At 33.2% G+C, this 15,910-nt stretch carries 17 protein-coding genes and 1 pseudogene; 13 read left to right on the top strand and 5 right to left on the bottom strand.

What is annotated here, in order from left to right; all coding sequences use genetic code 11:
* Positions 1-2 precede the first annotated feature (2 nt).
* From P5P89_RS06125 to P5P89_RS06155, 7 genes and pseudogenes are all read left to right on the top strand, one after another.
* The gene (locus P5P89_RS06125; RefSeq protein WP_278011160.1) at positions 3-554 is read left to right on the top strand and encodes a hypothetical protein; all 552 of its coding nucleotides are present in this window, start codon (positions 3-5) and stop codon (positions 552-554) included.
* A 53-nt stretch (positions 555-607) separates the two neighbouring features.
* A complete protein-coding gene (locus P5P89_RS06130; protein WP_278011161.1) occupies positions 608-1,756 on the top strand; it encodes a 5-(carboxyamino)imidazole ribonucleotide synthase in 1,149 nt (382 codons plus the stop codon).
* 136 nt (positions 1,757-1,892) lie between these two features.
* Entirely contained in the window at positions 1,893-2,378 is a 486-nt protein-coding gene (gene purE, locus P5P89_RS06135; protein ID WP_278011162.1) for a 5-(carboxyamino)imidazole ribonucleotide mutase, read from the top strand.
* A 159-nt stretch (positions 2,379-2,537) separates the two neighbouring features.
* Complete coding sequence (locus P5P89_RS06140; RefSeq protein ID WP_278011163.1) at positions 2,538-2,765, top strand: hypothetical protein; 228 nt, start codon at positions 2,538-2,540, stop codon at positions 2,763-2,765.
* Positions 2,765-3,052, top strand: coding sequence for a type II toxin-antitoxin system RelE/ParE family toxin (locus P5P89_RS06145; protein ID WP_278011164.1), 288 nt, complete (start codon positions 2,765-2,767; stop codon positions 3,050-3,052). Before P5P89_RS06140 ends, P5P89_RS06145 begins: the two co-directional genes overlap by 1 nt.
* A 36-nt stretch (positions 3,053-3,088) precedes the next feature.
* Positions 3,089-5,115: pseudogene (locus P5P89_RS06150) on the top strand (M3 family metallopeptidase).
* Positions 5,116-5,252: 137 nt separating this feature from the next.
* Positions 5,253-5,912: a SanA/YdcF family protein gene (locus tag P5P89_RS06155; RefSeq protein ID WP_278011165.1), complete on the top strand. Its 660-nt coding sequence runs from the start codon at positions 5,253-5,255 to the stop codon at positions 5,910-5,912.
* Positions 5,913-5,979: 67 nt separating this feature from the next.
* On the opposite strand, the gene P5P89_RS06160 is transcribed toward P5P89_RS06155, so the two are convergent.
* The 3 genes from P5P89_RS06160 to P5P89_RS06170 form a co-directional block, all read right to left on the bottom strand.
* Positions 5,980-7,242: a cation:proton antiporter gene (locus P5P89_RS06160; RefSeq protein ID WP_278011166.1), complete on the bottom strand. Its 1,263-nt coding sequence runs from the start codon at positions 7,240-7,242 to the stop codon at positions 5,980-5,982.
* Between the two features lie 145 nt (positions 7,243-7,387).
* On the bottom strand, positions 7,388-8,938 hold the full coding sequence (locus tag P5P89_RS06165; protein ID WP_278011167.1) for a hypothetical protein: 1,551 nt from the start codon (positions 8,936-8,938) through the stop codon (positions 7,388-7,390).
* Positions 8,939-9,044: 106 nt separating this feature from the next.
* Positions 9,045-10,604, bottom strand: a complete 1,560-nt coding sequence (locus P5P89_RS06170) for a hypothetical protein (protein WP_278011168.1) — start codon at positions 10,602-10,604, stop codon at positions 9,045-9,047.
* A 300-nt stretch (positions 10,605-10,904) separates the two neighbouring features.
* On the opposite strand from P5P89_RS06170, the gene P5P89_RS06175 reads away from it, so the two are divergent.
* The 6 genes from P5P89_RS06175 (at position 10,905) to P5P89_RS06200 (ending at position 14,012) form a co-directional block, all read left to right on the top strand.
* Positions 10,905-11,408, top strand: a complete 504-nt coding sequence (locus P5P89_RS06175; protein ID WP_278011169.1) for a GbsR/MarR family transcriptional regulator — start codon at positions 10,905-10,907, stop codon at positions 11,406-11,408.
* A gap of 68 nt (positions 11,409-11,476) precedes the next feature.
* Positions 11,477-11,824 carry a hypothetical protein gene (locus P5P89_RS06180; RefSeq protein ID WP_278011170.1) on the top strand — a complete coding sequence of 116 codons (348 nt, stop codon included), beginning with the start codon at positions 11,477-11,479 and terminating at the stop codon, positions 11,822-11,824.
* Complete coding sequence (locus P5P89_RS06185; protein WP_278011171.1) at positions 11,821-12,168, top strand: hypothetical protein; 348 nt, start codon at positions 11,821-11,823, stop codon at positions 12,166-12,168. The genes P5P89_RS06180 and P5P89_RS06185 overlap by 4 nt, the downstream gene beginning before the upstream one ends.
* 18 nt (positions 12,169-12,186) lie before the next feature.
* Positions 12,187-12,573 (top strand): hypothetical protein, encoded by a 387-nt coding sequence (locus P5P89_RS06190; RefSeq protein ID WP_278011172.1) that lies wholly within the window; start codon positions 12,187-12,189, stop codon positions 12,571-12,573.
* Positions 12,574-12,655: 82 nt separating this feature from the next.
* Positions 12,656-13,564 carry a TIGR01777 family oxidoreductase gene (locus tag P5P89_RS06195; RefSeq protein WP_278011173.1) on the top strand — a complete coding sequence of 303 codons (909 nt, stop codon included), beginning with the start codon at positions 12,656-12,658 and terminating at the stop codon, positions 13,562-13,564.
* Entirely contained in the window at positions 13,533-14,012 is a 480-nt protein-coding gene (locus P5P89_RS06200; protein ID WP_278011174.1) for an SRPBCC family protein, read from the top strand. The genes P5P89_RS06195 and P5P89_RS06200 overlap by 32 nt, the downstream gene beginning before the upstream one ends.
* A gap of 195 nt (positions 14,013-14,207) precedes the next feature.
* Here P5P89_RS06200 and P5P89_RS06205 read toward each other — a convergent pair whose 3' ends face one another.
* Positions 14,208-14,615: a DUF1842 domain-containing protein gene (locus P5P89_RS06205; protein WP_278011175.1), complete on the bottom strand. Its 408-nt coding sequence runs from the start codon at positions 14,613-14,615 to the stop codon at positions 14,208-14,210.
* A 323-nt stretch (positions 14,616-14,938) separates the two neighbouring features.
* Complete coding sequence (locus P5P89_RS06210; protein ID WP_278011176.1) at positions 14,939-15,751, bottom strand: hypothetical protein; 813 nt, start codon at positions 15,749-15,751, stop codon at positions 14,939-14,941.
* Between the last annotated feature and the right edge of the window lie 159 nt (positions 15,752-15,910).

Below are 15,910 nucleotides of genomic sequence, written 5' to 3' on the forward strand. Positions count from 1 at the left end.
AAATGCTTTCTGAACTGCAGCAAAAACTGGATTATGTAAATGCTTACAGGGAAAATCGGCTAATAGCTGCACAGGATATTTTAGAAAATCCTGCACTTTTCAGTGAATTAGTTTCAATCTGTTTTACGCCTTCAGACAAAAACAATCATAAAGCCTGCTGGATTTTAGAATTTGTTTCTTACGAAGAATTGCTTTGGCTGCAGCCGCATCTTGATTTTTTTTGTTCTAATTTGAAGGTTTTGAAAGATGAAAGTTCACTTCGCCCCGTCGCAAAAGTCGTTCAGCTTTTAGTCAAGTCACATTATCAAAAAGACGAAAACAAAATCTGTTTATCCGAAGAAAATCTTCAGGACTGCATAGAAGCGAGTTTTGACTGGCTGATTAATGATGTAAAAGTTGCTACAAAAGCCTATTCGATTAGGACTCTATACCTTTTGGGCAAGCATTATGACTGGATTCATCCTGAACTAAAAGTCATTCTTGATAAAGATTTTGGAGATCATTCCGCAGCATACAAGGCCGTTGCTAAAGAAGTTTTGAAGAAAATAAAATAGTGTTTTTTCGCAATTCAATCCTTTAAAGTATCTTTGCAAAAACATAACGCAAAATGAATTATTTTTCTTCTGATTTTAAATTAGGAATATTAGGCGGCGGACAATTGGGTAAAATGCTTTTGTTCGACACCAGAAAATTTGATATACAAACTTACGTTTTAGATCCGAGTGAAGAAGCACCGAGTAAAATTGCCTGCAACAAATTTTTTCAGGGCGATTTAATGGATTATGAAACGGTTTACAACTTCGGGAAACAAGTTGATGTTTTGACTTTTGAAATCGAATTGGTAAACCTTGAAGCTTTAACGCAATTAGAAAACGAAGGCTTAAAAGTATATCCCTCTCCTAAAACCTTAAAAGGAATTCAGAATAAAGGAATCCAAAAGCAATTTTACGCAGCTAACAATATCCCAACTGCTCATTTTGAACGATTCGAAAATTTAGAGAGTCTAAAATCTAAAATCAACGATCTAAAATTGCCATTTGTATGGAAATGTACTGAATTTGGTTATGATGGAAATGGCGTAAAAGTCATTCGCCAAGTTTCCGATTTAGACAGTCTTCCAAATGTAGAATGTATTGCCGAAACGATGGTTCCGTTCAAAAACGAACTGGCGGTAATTGTGGTAAGAAATCCGTCAGGAGAAATCAAAACCTATCCGGTTGTCGAAATGGAATTTCATCCGGAAGCTAACCAAGTAGAATACGTAATCTGTCCGGCAAGAATCGATGAAAAAGTTGCCGAAAAAGCCAGAGCAATTGCTTTAAATGTTTCAGAAAAATTCAATCACGTTGGACTTTTGGCTGTTGAAATGTTTCAAACCAATGAAGATGAAATTTTGGTAAATGAAGTTGCTCCGCGTCCACACAATTCTGGACATTACTCAATCGAAGCAAGTTATACTTCTCAATTTGAAAATCATTTACGTGCTATTCTAGATCTTCCATTAGGAAACACAGACAGCAAAGTAGCCGGAATTATGGTAAATTTAGTTGGTGCCGAAGGTTTTTCCGGAGATGTCGTTTATGAAAACATAGAAACCATTTTAGGATGGAACGGTGTCACACCACATATTTATGGTAAAAAACAAACCCGCCCTTTCAGAAAAATGGGCCACGTTACGATTGTAAATGAAAATATGCAGGAAGCGAGAAGGATTGCTGAGGAAGTTAAGAATACTATTAAAGTGATTAGTGAATAATAATTAGTGATTAGTCACTGTTTATAACTTAAAACAAAATAAACAGTTTTCAGTATCGGTTTTCAGTTTCCAAAAACTTGAAACTTGAAACTTGAAACCTGAAACCTGAAACCTGAAACAAAAAAACAAAAACACAATGAGCAAAGTAGCTATTATAATGGGAAGCATCTCTGACATGCCAGTTATGCAGGATGCAATCGACATATTAAAACAATTTAATATTGAAGTTGAAGTAGATATCGTTTCGGCACACAGAACGCCGGAGAAATTATTCGATTTCAGTAAAAATGCACACGATCGCGGGATTTCAGTAATTATTGCCGGAGCGGGCGGTGCGGCACATTTACCAGGAATGGTGGCTTCGATGTCTCCGCTTCCTGTAATTGGAGTTCCTGTAAAATCTAGTAATTCTATTGATGGCTGGGATTCTGTTTTATCGATTTTGCAAATGCCGGGTGGCGTTCCTGTTGCAACAGTGGCGCTAAACGGAGCAAAAAATGCCGGAATCTTAGCAGCACAAATCATCGGAAGCCATGACAAAAAAGTTTTGGATACGATTATTGCTTACAAAGAAGAGTTGAAAGCTGCGGTTAACAAAGCGGCTGAAGGTTTGAAAAAATAATTTCGCAGAGATACACAAAAAAGACACAGAGGCGCACAAAATTTTTGTGAATCTCTGTGTTTTTTCTTTGAGATTCTTTGCGGTATAGACCTTTAGAATTATTAACGATTCATTATAAAAAAGTCTAAAAGAAAAACTTAACTTTGAGAAAAAAGCAAAATGAACATTCAAACTTCTAAAATAGAACTTGCTAAAATTGTTTTAGACATTGATAATCCTGATTTAATTCAGGAGATTGTTGACTTAATTCAATCTAAAGGAAGCCTTTCAGAAGAACAAAAAAACAATATAAATGAGGCTATTTATTCTTTAGATAATAATGAAGGTATTTCTCATGATGTGGTGATGGAAGAAACCAAAAATCGTTATTCAAAATATTTTAAATAATGACTGTAATTTGGGCTCCACAAGCTAAAAAAGACTTTTGGAACAACATTGATTATTTAGAAGCAGAATGGTCTGAAAAAGTTGCTTTTGGTTTCATCGAAAAAGTAAATACCACAATAGAACTTCTAAAAAATGATAATGTTTTATTTATAAAAACCAACTTCAAAAGCGTTTATAAAATTGTCATTACCAAACATATTTCACTTTATTATCGTATCGAAAACACTAATTTAGAATTACTTTGTTTTTGGAATACTTTTCAGGATACGAAGAAATTCAGATTATGATTTTCTAATTTATATTTTTAAACATTATATTTTAAAATGAGCATCTTAACACAATATTTCAATACCAAACACAACACAGCACCTTTTTCGCAAATTAAAATCGAAGATTATTTTCCGGCTTTTCAGGAAGGAATTGCTTTGGCGAAAGCCGAAATTGATAGCATCGTAAATAATCCTGAAGCACCAACATTTGAAAACACCATTCTTGCAATGGAGTTTTCGGGTGATATTCTCGATCGTCTTTCGAGCATTTTCTTCAATTTAAATTCGGCTGAAACGAATGACGAAATGCAGAAAATTGCTCAGGAAGTTTCTCCTTTACTGGCTGAATTCGGAAATGATATTACACTAAATGCGGAATTATTCGCCAAAATAAAAGCGGTTTACAATCAAAAAGAAAGTCTGAACCTCAATCCGGAACAAACTACGCTTTTAGACAAAAAATACAAAAGCTTCTCCAGAAACGGAGCTAATCTTGCCGAAGAAAAAAAGACCGCTTACGCGAAATCGACAAAGAATTATCGAAATTGAGTTTACAGTTTGGCGAAAATGTTTTGGCTGAAACCAATAACTTCGAATTGCATTTAACTGATGAAAGCGATTTAGCCGGATTACCGGAAGGTACAATCGAAGCTGCCCGCTTATTAGCCAAAGAGAAACAAAAAGAAGGCTGGATTTTTACTTTAGATTATCCTAGTTATGTTCCGTTTTTGACTTATGCTGATAATCGCGAACTGCGTAAAAAAATGACTATTGCTTTTGGAGCAAAAGGTTTTCAAAAAAATGAATTCAACAACGAAGAAAATGTTCTGAAAATTGCTAAACTTCGTCATGAAAGAGCCAATTTATTAGGATATAAAACCCACGCTCATTTTGTTCTGGAAGAAAGAATGGCACAAAGCCCGGATAAAGTTTTTACTTTTTTGAATGATTTACTGGCGAAAGCTAAACCTGCAGCGCAAAAAGAATTTGCAGAACTGACTTCTTTTGCAAAAGAATTAGACGGAATCGAACAATTGGAAAAATGGGATGGAGCTTATTATTCTGAAAAATTAAAACAACAGCTTTTCAATTTGGATGATGAAAAACTAAAACCGTATTTTCAATTGGAAAAAGTTTTAGAAGGTGCTTTTACAGTTGCCAATAAACTTTTCGGATTGACTTTTACTGAAGTTTTTGACATTGATAAATACCATGAAGAAGTTTCAACTTATGAAGTTCGGGATGCTGATAATAATTTGGTTTCGATTTTCTACGCTGATTTCTTCCCAAGAAAAGGAAAAAGAAACGGTGCCTGGATGACTTCATTTAAGTCGCAATATGTAAAGAATGGCGTAAACGAAAGACCTCATATTTCGAACGTTTGTAATTTTACAAAACCAACTGAAACAAAACCATCTTTATTGACTTTTAATGAAGTAACGACTTTATTCCACGAATTTGGTCACGGCTTACACGGAATGCTGGCAAACACTACATACCCGAGTTTATCCGGAACTTCTGTTTATTGGGATTTCGTAGAATTACCAAGTCAGATTATGGAAAACTGGTGTTACGAGCCTGAAGCTTTGGCTTTGTTTGCGAATCATTATGAAACTGGAGAAATTATTCCTATTGAGTATGTTCAGAAAATTAAAGAAAGTGCCAGTTTCCAGGAAGGTTTAGCGACATTGCGTCAATTAAGTTTTGGATTATTGGATATGGCATGGCACGGACAAGATCCGACAGGAATTACTGATTTAAAAGCTTTCGAAACCGAACAATTTGCCAATACGCAATTGTATCCGGATGTAAAAGAAAATGCTATGAGTATAGCTTTTTCACATATTTTCCAGGGCGGTTATTCTTCCGGATATTACAGCTACAAATGGGCAGAAGTTCTGGATGCAGATGCTTTTGAATATTTTCAGGAAAATGGAATCTTCAACACAGAAATAGCGAAAAAATTTAAAGATAATGTGCTTTCTAAAGGTGGAACAGAACATCCGATGATTTTGTACAAACGTTTCAGAGGTCAGGAACCAAAGCCTGAGGCTTTGTTGAAAAGAGCGGGATTGTTGTAGATCTCTGACTTCTTAGAGGAATAAATAGTAAAACCGGAGCAGCAATACTTCGGTTTTTTATTTCTTGGCTTTAGCCATAAAAATAATTTTACTTATCTTGACTTAAATTTTGGCTTAATCTTATAAAAAAATTCAGTTTGAAAAAGTATTTAAAAATAGCATTTTACCTTGCCATTATCGGATTGATTACAATTATTTCTGTAAACTATCACGTAAAATCATCTACCAAAAAGTATATTCATCATTCTTTGAGAAGGTTTCCTAAAAATGATGTTGGAATTATTTTTGGCGCCGGAATCAACGGGGATCAGCCCAGTAAATATCTTAAGGACAGACTCGATGCCGGAATCCGTTTGTACAAAGCAAAAAGAATCAATAAAATATTACTTTCAGGAGATAATGGCCGCGAGGAGTACGATGAATTAACAGTGATGAAAAACTATTGTTACCGACATGGAGTTGACACCACAAAAATTTTTATTGATTATGCCGGTTTCGATACCTATTCTACCCTGTACAGAGCGAAATATATTTTTAAAATAAAAAAGGCAACTTTAATCTCTCAAAAATATCATTTAAACAGAGCGATTTATATTGGAAAACAACTTGGAATAAAATCTGTTGGTTATTCTGCAAATAAAGGAGAATACCGCGGTTACGAATATGTCTGCTTCCGGGAATATTTATCTACTTTCAAGTCTTTTTTTGATGTTTTGCGAAATCGTGAACCACACTTTTTAGGCAATCCAATAAATATTAACGGTCCTTCAAATTATTCCAAAGAAGACAAACGATAAAAAAACAAAACCCTACGAATTAACTGTAGGGTTTGTAGTTTAAAGACAAGATAGAAATCTTCATTATTTACTCTTTTTCTAAAACCCGTTTTGCCAGTTTTCCAACTGTTAATCCCTGAACAACAATTGAAAATAAAACGACAATATAAGTTACTTCTAGCAACAGGTTTTTATATTCTCCTTCAGGCATAGAAAGCACCAGTGCAATTGAAACTCCACCGCGAATTCCGCCCCAGACCAGAACCATCAAAGAACCTTTGTTGTAGGCTGATCTGATTCCAAAAAACTTAAATATATCGAAAAATTGCCATGGCAAAACTATAGAGGTCAATCTTGAAAAAAGTACTATAAAAATGGCAACAAAACCTGTTAGTAATTGTTTGTTCAAATCTGGCAGCAATAACAATTCAAAACCAATAAATAAAAATAAAACAGCATTTAGTATTTCATCGATAAGTTCCCAGAACTTTCCCAGATAGTCTTTAGTAACTTCACTCATGGCTACTTTTTTACCATAATTCCCAATAATCAATCCCGCAACTACCATTGCCAGCGGACTTGAAACGTGAAGGCTCTGGGCAACTAAAAACCCTCCTGTTACTATCGAAAGCGTGATTAAAACCGAAACTTTATAATCATCTATTTTCTTCATAACCTTCGATGCTGTAAATCCGAAAACAACTCCCAATAAAAGTCCTCCAATTCCCTCCTTGATAAATAACCAGGTAATCGAGCCTAAAGTTGCATCAAATGTAGGATCAGTAGCCATTTTAAGAACAACCGCAAACATCACTACTGCTACTCCATCATTAAATAAAGATTCGCCAACGATTTTGGTTTCTATTCTTTTAGGGACTTTAGCCTCTTTCAAAACTCCCAACACCACAATTGGGTCAGTTGGAGATATTAATGTTCCGAAGACTAAACAAAATATATAAGGAATTTTTATTCCTAAAATTGGCGCGATGTAATAAAGCAGGATTGAAATGATTAAAGCTGATAGTACAACGCTTATAGTAGAATAAATCATAATGGGAACTTTCTGCTCTTTAAGATCAGACATATTTACATGAAGTGCTCCTGCAAATAAAAGAAAGTTCAACATTGCGCCCATTAAAATCGCATTGAAATCAAATTCTTTTATCAAATCAAAAAAATGTTTTGTAGTCGCAGGAAAATAAGAATCTCCTAAAAGACGAATCCCTACTGAAACCAGCATCGCAATAATCATGATTCCGATCGTTCCCGGAAGTTTTAAAAATCTTAGGTTTAAATAGGCGAAGAAAGAAGCCAGTACAATAAGTACCGAAAAGGTGTAGTATAATTCCATAAAAAAGTGATTTTTACAAAAATATCTTTCCCTTTCCTTAAATAAAAGTTCAAATCTTCAATTAACATAAATTTACAACTCTTAAAAAATAATTTTTAAATTATTGCCGTGAAAAAGATTAACGATAAAAACTCTTCAATAAAATTTAATCTGCGAATGGATAAACAACTTCAACCGCTATTAATTGACAGGAAGAATTTGTAATGTCATAATCAGGAGGGATGTATCCTGGTGGCGGTGGTTTAATGATTACTGATACAGTTGTATTCGTTTCAGATTCAATTTCGCACATATAAGGTGATGTATCTGATGGATTTCCTATTGGTTTTCCAAGAAAACTAAAATTTGATAATTTATTTTCCTGAAAGTAATTTTTCACTTTTTTTACATTGCAGTCTACAAATGTTATATATAATTCTAGAAATTGACTGAAAACAATACCTTTTATATATCCGAAATCTCCACCTTCTTTAAAATTAAAATTTGGCTCGCTATTAAACACATAACCCGTAATATCTAGTGGAGGCGGATATCCGTGTTTAATTGCTTCTTTTACTGGTTCAGGATTCATCCAGCCGGTATTTGACAGAATATCAAAAGGTACAGGATTTATTCCCGTCAGCGGTTTAATAACAGGATTATTGATGATTGCTCTTACGATGTAGGATGAACCCGAGAATGTTTTTTTAAAAACACTGCTAATTTCTCCGCTTTCCAAAGTATTAGACAAAAATTTTAATGGTGAGATAGTTTTTTCTTCTAAATCCTGCATCTTAACTTTCAAAAGATCTAAAGGTAATTTATCTACATCGCTTTTATTTGTATACGAAACAACGGGCGAATTACTCAACTGAGTAATAATGTCTTCAGGCATAGGATTAAAAGCTAATCCAGGAATTAAGCTGCTTGATCCTGTCAAAGGGAGCCCTTTATTTTCGTTGGTAGGTATTTTCAAATTATAAATTATAATAGCTATTGTATGAGCTGCATAAGCAATTTCTGCTGTAACTGCCCCAGCGGTATCTGAGAGCTTATAAATTTCTATCATTAATTCCTTCATTTCTTTAGGAACTGTTTCTGGAATCTTATTATAAATTTTTCCAAATTCATCGATATGATCGTAAGGATATGACGGATCATTTTTTAATATCAGAATATATTCAGGATTAATCCATACTGTATTTAATACATCAGTAATTTGAATTAATGCAATGTTTGTGTTTGTTTCATTTAGTTTTAAAACACCTTTTGGTTTAAAATCATTTATATAAGTATTCCACAATGACGTAATTTTTCTTACTGTAGTTGAAACGTCTCTATATATTTTTTCTTGTGATGCTTTGTCTTTTTGAGATAATTGATAACCCAATTTCAGATAAACGCTTAGATAGCTGTTTATAAATGAGTCTGATGACAAACCCACTTGTTTTACACCATACTGCATTCCTTGTCCTGATACTCTTTGGTTTAAAAAATTATTATATAAGCTAGCATTAACAGCCCCATTAACAGGGCTTTTATAATAAAAAGAAGCCTGCCCGCTTGATGTTCCTGTTAAAAATTGCAGTTTGCCTGATTTTGACAGCTGCAAAATAATATTAGACATATATTCTGCGTAAATTGGATATTCTGGAGTATCATCAGGCACATATTTAGCGTATGCACTGTCATCAATGTCCTTTAGAAAAGTTTCCATTATTAATTTCATTTAAATTATAAAATTGAAGCATAATGACAAGAGGGTTATCAATCATTGAGCATGATTAACAACCCTCTTTTTAAGTTATTTCAAGAACTATAAATTAGGCAAAAGGATATTGTACCCCTACTGCAACTAATTGAGATAATGATTGAATGATACTGTCAGTTCCAGGAATATACCCAGGAGCTTCTGGTTTTACAGTAACTTTGATAGAAGTAGCCGTTTCTTCACTATAAGTATAGCTGTAGCTTAAAGATTGACTTGCACCTCCTAAACGAATCCCTAAAAAGTATACGCCAGTATCAACATGCTCTTCAAAATATTTTCTGACTTGTTTGCTGTCACATTTTTCGAAACTAATACTGATTTCAAGAAATTGGCTAAATACTAATGAATTAACATATCCAAAATCTTCACCTTCTCCAAATTTAAAATTTGGTTCACTGTTAAACACATAACCAGTAATACCTGTTGGTGCCGGATATCCATTTTTGATTGCGTCTTTTGCTGGAGAAGTTGACATCCAGCCTTGTTTAGTTGAGATGTTGTAAAGTAATGGACTGCTGCTCATAAGCGGGCTCAGTGTCGCATTATTAATTACGATTTCTACTCTAAAGTCTGAACCTGAATAGGTATTTTCAAAAATACTTGATTTTACTCCTCCACTTGCTCCAAAAGAAAAGAATGACAAGAATGGAATTCTGATTCCTCCACCTGCAGAAGCTTGAACATCTAATGTCGTTTCGCTAGATCTTGTAATCTTTCTTGAAAATCGATATATAGAAGAAGGTGGATTAGCTCTAAGCTGCGCAACTAAAGCATTTGGTCTCGCTGGCTCAAAAAGTAATCCAGGAATTGGATTATTTGATCCGGTAATTGGCATTCCGCCATTTCCAGAAGCACCTAATGTCGGGTTTTGAATATTATTGATAATACCTGCAAGAGTTTGTGTTGCATTTGCAATATCAGCAGTAATAGCTCCTGCTGCACCAGACTTGTTAAACACTTCAATTATATAGTCTCTCATCTGTTTAGGAACTGAGACTGGCATTTCATTGTAGATTTTACCAAAGTCATTCAGATGAACATAAGGATAAGAAGGATCTTTTCTTATTAGATCTTTGAAGTCAGGATTAACCCAAACTGTATTCAAAGTATTAGTCATTTGTACCAAAGCTATATTGGTATTAGTGTCATTAAGCTTATTCACATCTTTTGGCTGAATTGCATCCCACCAATTGTTCCAAATCGTAGTAAGTGATCTTACAGTTGATGCAACAGCAGAATTAATTTCTTGCTGAGTTGCCTTATCAGCTGGAGATAATTGATATCCTATTTTTGTATAAACACTAAGATAACTGTTAGTAAAGGACTCTTGTGTAAGACCAACTTGATCAACATCATTAAGTTTTCCTTCTCCTTTAATTCTCTGGTTCAATACATTATTATATAAAGTTCCATTAACTGCACTTGTTACGTCATCTAAAAAGAAGAAAGATGCTTGTGCACTTGAAGTATTAGTTAACAATTTCAATTTTCCTGGATTAGGAAGCTGCTTAATAATATTTGACATATATTCTGCATAAACATCATATTCTGCTGGTGTACCAATAGCATTTACCGTTACCTTCTCGTGTAAAATTTCTTGTAAAGTTTCCATAATATTAACTTGTTTGTTGGTTTGTCCTTACTCATGAGGCTTTTCAGGTTGCGCCTAGCATTATTTTCTGAATGCTAACAGTTCGTTTTTTTAGTGGGTCTGCTCCACTGCAATTGATTTTCTATTTGTAAAAATATGTCTGATAAACAGATAATTAAATATATAATGTTGTAAAAAGAAGATTCCTTGTTATAAAATGCAAAAAACAAGGCATAAGATTATTCTTTAAGAAAAATCACTCTTCAAGAACAAACTTTCAATTATTTTTGAAAGTTTAAAAACTTTACTTACATTTGCTTCATGGAATTCAAAGAAGCAAAAAATAAGTTTGTTCAAAACTGGGGGGCATTAGGTTCTCAATGGGGCATTAATAAAACTATGGCACAGATTCATGCTTTATTAATGGTCTCCAACGAACCTGTTTCTATGGAAGAAATTATGGAGGAATTACAGATTTCCAGAGGAAACGCCAGTATGAACCTTCGTGCTTTAATGGATTGGGGAATTGTTTACAAGGAATACAAAGCCGGAGAACGTAAAGAGTTTTTTACTGCCGAGAAAGATTTAGACGAATTAGCGGTAAAAATTTCGAGAGAAAGAAGTAAAAGAGAAATCAAACCAGCGCTAAAAATCTTAAAAGAAGTTTCTACTATTGAAGCAAAAGATTCAGCGGAAGAAAAACATTTTGTAGATCAGACTACTAAATTGTACGACTTTGTGTTAAAAGCTGATAATATGTTGGATAAAATGACTGAATTCAATGATAACTGGCTAGGGAAATTGGTTATGAAAATCATGAAGTAATTCTACAACTTAAAAAAATTTAAATAAAACTTTCATTTTTTTCTGAAAGTTTAAAACAAACTATAATTATGAAAATTTTAAACTACATGAACATTTTTTTAGTTGGAATTTCAATTATCCTTATTGCTTTAGGTTTTATAACAAAAGAAAGCAGTGGAAATTTAATTGGTTATGGGTTAATGTTTACACCAATAATTGGGTTGTTTCAAGTTGTTTCAGGTGTATCACTTTTATTTTACGACCCCAAAGACAACATGCTAAAATGGTATTTATCTGGTGTGTGCTTATTTTTCTTTTGTTGGATATGCAACTCAAATATTATCTATATGCCTATTTTGGAATTTACTCAATTTGCCCTTCCTCCAATATTGGCAATATATTTTTCTGTATTAATTTATAAAAAAGCTAATATATGAACCTCAACATCATTGCCTATATCATTTATCTCAGCATTACAATATTTATTATCCTGAGAGTTGGAAAAATCTGCTACAAAAACGGAAATATTTATGTCGCAGAACTGATTCCAAATCACGCTGATATCTGTCAAAAAATCAATCAGGTTTTACTATTAGGCTACTATCTTTTAAATATTGGCTATTGTGCCATGACATTGATTTCCTGGCAAAAGATAATATCGCTCACGCAATTGACTGAAATCATCTGCTTCAAAACGGCTGTTATTATTTTTATTATATCAGTCCTCCATTATTTAAACATTATAATTATAACAAAGTACATTCATAAACTCATTAAATAACAACTAAAATCAAATATTATGGAAACTACAAAAATCTTAATCGGTTACAGTATTTATTTACCAATTGCATTATTCCTTACTTATTATGTTTCTAAAACGCTTTTCAAAAATGGCAAAATCTTTATGCTGGATATTTTTAAAGGCCGTGAAGATATAGCCGATGCAACGAACAGACTTTTTGAAACCGGTTTTTATCTTTTAAATATTGGTTTTGCGCTTATGATTCTTCAAATGAATATCAGTGAAAACAGTTATCAGGAATTAATCGAAAAATTAAGTTATAAAATTGGCGGATTTTCTATTTATCTGGGAATTATGTTGTTCTTTAATTTGTATTTCTTTTTTAGAGGAAAAAGAAAAGCCAAAGAAGCGCAGCAAGAAGAAAGATTGGTTTTTAAAGCTTAATATTTAAAATATTCACCACGAATTCACGAATTGAAAAATGAAAATCAAAAATTCGGGAATTTGTGGCAAAAAAATTACACAAATGAAAAAACTCGTAATTGCAGCAGGAACCGGATTTTTAGGACAGGCTCTTATAAATCATTTCAAAGATAAATTTGAGGAAATCGTAATACTGACCAGAGGAAACTCAAAAACAATTAACAGAATTAAACATGTAAACTGGAATGCCAAAACATTTTCAGGATGGGAAAAGGAATTGGAAAATGCAACAGTTTTAATCAATCTTGCCGGAAAATCAGTAGATTGCCGTTATACCAAAGAAAACAAAAAAGAGATTCTTTTATCCCGAATTGAAAGCACCAAAATTCTGAACAAAGCAGTTTTGAATTGCAAAAACCCGCCGAAACACTGGCTGAATTCATCGACAGCAACCATCTATCGTTTTTCATTAGACAAACAAATGGATGAAACGGATGGCGAAATCGGAAATGATTTCTCTATCAATGTGGCGCTTTCATGGGAAAAAGCGTTCTTTAAAACTGAAACGCCAAAAACCTTAAAAACTGCTTTGCGAACTTCTATTGTTTTAGGAAAAAACGGCGGTGCTTTTATTCCGCTGAAGACTTTAGCAAAAACTGGTTTTGGCGGAAAACAAGGAAAAGGAAATCAGTTTGTCAGCTGGATTCATGAAGAGGATTTTGTAAATGCGGTTGATTTTATCATTCAAAAAGAAATGACAGGAGTTGTAAATCTTGTTTCTCCACAACCCATTCGAAATGCTGATTTCATGCAGAAACTTAGAAAAGCCGTTGGTTTTCCTTTTGGCATTCCTATGAGTAAATTTTTATTGGAAATCGGTTCATATTTTATTCGAACAGAAACGGAACTGGTTTTGAAAAGTCGAAATGTGATTCCGAAACGATTATTGGAAAATGGTTTTGAATTTAAGTTTTTAAGTATTGACAAGGCTTTTCAAAATTTATTACACTAATGACAACCATAAACTAACCACAAAAATAAATGCTCCGTTAAAAACCGTTTTTGATGTCTCCCGAAACATTGAAATTCATCAACAATCTACAGCTTCAAATGAAAAAGCGATTGCCGGTGTGACTTCTGGTTTAATTAGTTTAAATGAAACCGTAACCTGGCGTGGCAAACACTTCGGATTTTACCTGACTCATAAAAGCCGGATCACAGTAATGACTTTTTATGATTATTTTGTAGATGAAATGGAAGAAGGAAAATTCAAAACGTTCAAAAATGAGCATTTTTTTAAAGAAATAAACGGAGTCACCATAATGACAGATCAACTGCACTATGAAACTCCGTTTGGCATTATCGGAAAATTATTCGATACTCTGTTTTTAAAAAAACATCTGATTTATTTTCTATTGGAAAGAAATAAAACTCTCAAAAAAATAGCTGAAAATAAATAGAGTAATCCAAAACAACAACTTTAATCCCCGTCAAAATGGATTAACTTTCCCCCAAAAAAGCATAATCTGTTAGCGGTTATTAGTGTTTAGCACGAACAAACTCTTTAAACGATTTAATTTTTTCTTAATCTTAAAAATACTCTCGTAATAGAAAAGACTAGCTTTTTTTAAAATATATTTAATAGCTGAAATTACTTATACTAATTCAGCCTGGTTTACAGCTTTTACGGGTACATCTTCCACATTATGTCCAAAATATGAAAAACCACCAGTACCATTCCATTCGTTGTCTATAGCTAAATGAGCATCAAAATTTGCTAAAAAAGATCCAATTGCCGGTGACGGAACTGCATGCACATACTGTCCTCTTAAACCAACAACCTGAGTAACATTTCCTATGCCGGTTGCAAATATCTTTCCAGTTACTGGTACTACGATATGACTATCAGGACCTTGTACAGCCTGAGTAATTACCACTGTACCTGATACAGAATGCTGTGATGGTACTACTACTAAGCTAAATGATGCAACTGGAGCACCTGGCATTCCAACATTTCCGATTGTGCCTTTTGCTAAATAAGCACCTGCTAATAAATCTGACATAACTTTCAATTTAATATTTTCTTACTCGTAAGGCTTTTCAGAACCGCCTCGTTTTTTTAGTGGGATCTGCTCCACTGATTTTCATTACACATTCTATTCAATACCAAAAACAACTGAACAATAATGTGTTATACATTCTATATCAAAACTATATATGATTTATAGGGTTTAATTAAAAAATGTTATAAGATGGAAATTATTGGTCATGAAAAGATGAAAAATTCACATGAAGTTATTAAAAGAGGCAGGATCATTGGCTTAAAAAATAAATACTACTCCCTCAAGAAGCAAACAATGAAATCTATCAAAAATGATTTTATAATTTACAGAAACATAATCATAAGCCACCAAAGAATCGGTACGCTTTCGACCCAGAAAGAAGTATAATATTTAGAACGGCTGGGATTTGCAAAGAAAATAAAAAGCATCAGCATTATAACCATAATAAGATTTATTATAGCATCACGGTAATTAAATGTAGAAATCAAAATTTCTAAAAACCAAAACGGAATCAGTAATAAAAAACCCAAAAGTTTAGTTCTTTTTACTCCAATTGTTTGTGGAACGGTTTGCAAATGCGGGTCATCATTGGCTAAATCAATAATTTCAAAAACCAAAATCAGTACAAAAACCAATACGAAACGCTGAATCGATTTTATAAAAAAATCAGATGTTAATCCTTCTCCCGCATTGATTAAAGGCAAAACCAATGTTGCCCCCACCCAGCAAATGGCCACAATGTAAATTTTTACGCCCGCCCAGTTTCTGGCATTTCTTCTATTGGGAAAAAATGGAAGCGTATAAAGTGCCGTAACAGCAAAAATTGCGAAGGAGACAATTTGAGTAATTTGCTCTAATTGCAGAAAGTAATAACCGGACAAAATCACCGAAATAAAACTTAAAACAGCAATAATTTTCAGCTGAATTCCGATTGGATTTTTCTTAACACGAACCAGCGCATCATATTTAACAAAATTATACCCCACAATTGTTCCAAAAAAAACAAACAGAGCCATCGCTTCATTATACTCAATATGAAATACATGAAATGTGATATGTACCAAAGCATAACACGACAAAGCCACGTGAATACTGCTGTTTAAGTAAAAATCGAATATCTGTTTCAATAGTTTCATCCTTCAAATCTAATCAATTGTTAACAAACCCGCCTATTGGTTGAAAAATTCATAAAAATTGAAGTTAAAAATACCCATTAAATTATTAATAATACTTAATTTTGCGCCACAAAAAAACAACACATTTACTATAAAATGTAATAAAGCTTGTGTTCTTCT

Source organism: Flavobacterium gyeonganense, assembly GCF_029625295.1.
GTDB classification, from domain to species: domain Bacteria; phylum Bacteroidota; class Bacteroidia; order Flavobacteriales; family Flavobacteriaceae; genus Flavobacterium; species Flavobacterium gyeonganense.

Bases quoted from the DNA above. Each gene is read 5' to 3' on its own strand.
- P5P89_RS06165 (WP_278011167.1), bottom strand. From the start codon at position 8,938: ATGGAAACTTTTCTAAAGGACATTGATGACAGTGCATACGCTAAATAT.
- P5P89_RS06125 (WP_278011160.1), top strand. From the start codon at position 3: ATGCTTTCTGAACTGCAGCAAAAACTGGATTATGTAAATGCTTACAGG.
- P5P89_RS06130 (WP_278011161.1), top strand. From the start codon at position 608: ATGAATTATTTTTCTTCTGATTTTAAATTAGGAATATTAGGCGGCGGA.
- P5P89_RS06170 (WP_278011168.1), bottom strand. From the start codon at position 10,604: ATGGAAACTTTACAAGAAATTTTACACGAGAAGGTAACGGTAAATGCT.
- P5P89_RS06190 (WP_278011172.1), top strand. From the start codon at position 12,187: ATGGAAACTACAAAAATCTTAATCGGTTACAGTATTTATTTACCAATT.
- P5P89_RS06210 (WP_278011176.1), bottom strand. From the start codon at position 15,751: ATGAAACTATTGAAACAGATATTCGATTTTTACTTAAACAGCAGTATT.
- P5P89_RS06145 (WP_278011164.1), top strand. From the start codon at position 2,765: ATGACTGTAATTTGGGCTCCACAAGCTAAAAAAGACTTTTGGAACAAC.
- P5P89_RS06175 (WP_278011169.1), top strand. From the start codon at position 10,905: ATGGAATTCAAAGAAGCAAAAAATAAGTTTGTTCAAAACTGGGGGGCA.
- P5P89_RS06195 (WP_278011173.1), top strand. From the start codon at position 12,656: ATGAAAAAACTCGTAATTGCAGCAGGAACCGGATTTTTAGGACAGGCT.
- purE (WP_278011162.1), top strand. From the start codon at position 1,893: ATGAGCAAAGTAGCTATTATAATGGGAAGCATCTCTGACATGCCAGTT.
- P5P89_RS06180 (WP_278011170.1), top strand. From the start codon at position 11,477: ATGAAAATTTTAAACTACATGAACATTTTTTTAGTTGGAATTTCAATT.
- P5P89_RS06185 (WP_278011171.1), top strand. From the start codon at position 11,821: ATGAACCTCAACATCATTGCCTATATCATTTATCTCAGCATTACAATA.
- P5P89_RS06205 (WP_278011175.1), bottom strand. From the start codon at position 14,615: ATGTCAGATTTATTAGCAGGTGCTTATTTAGCAAAAGGCACAATCGGA.
- P5P89_RS06140 (WP_278011163.1), top strand. From the start codon at position 2,538: ATGAACATTCAAACTTCTAAAATAGAACTTGCTAAAATTGTTTTAGAC.
- P5P89_RS06160 (WP_278011166.1), bottom strand. From the start codon at position 7,242: ATGGAATTATACTACACCTTTTCGGTACTTATTGTACTGGCTTCTTTC.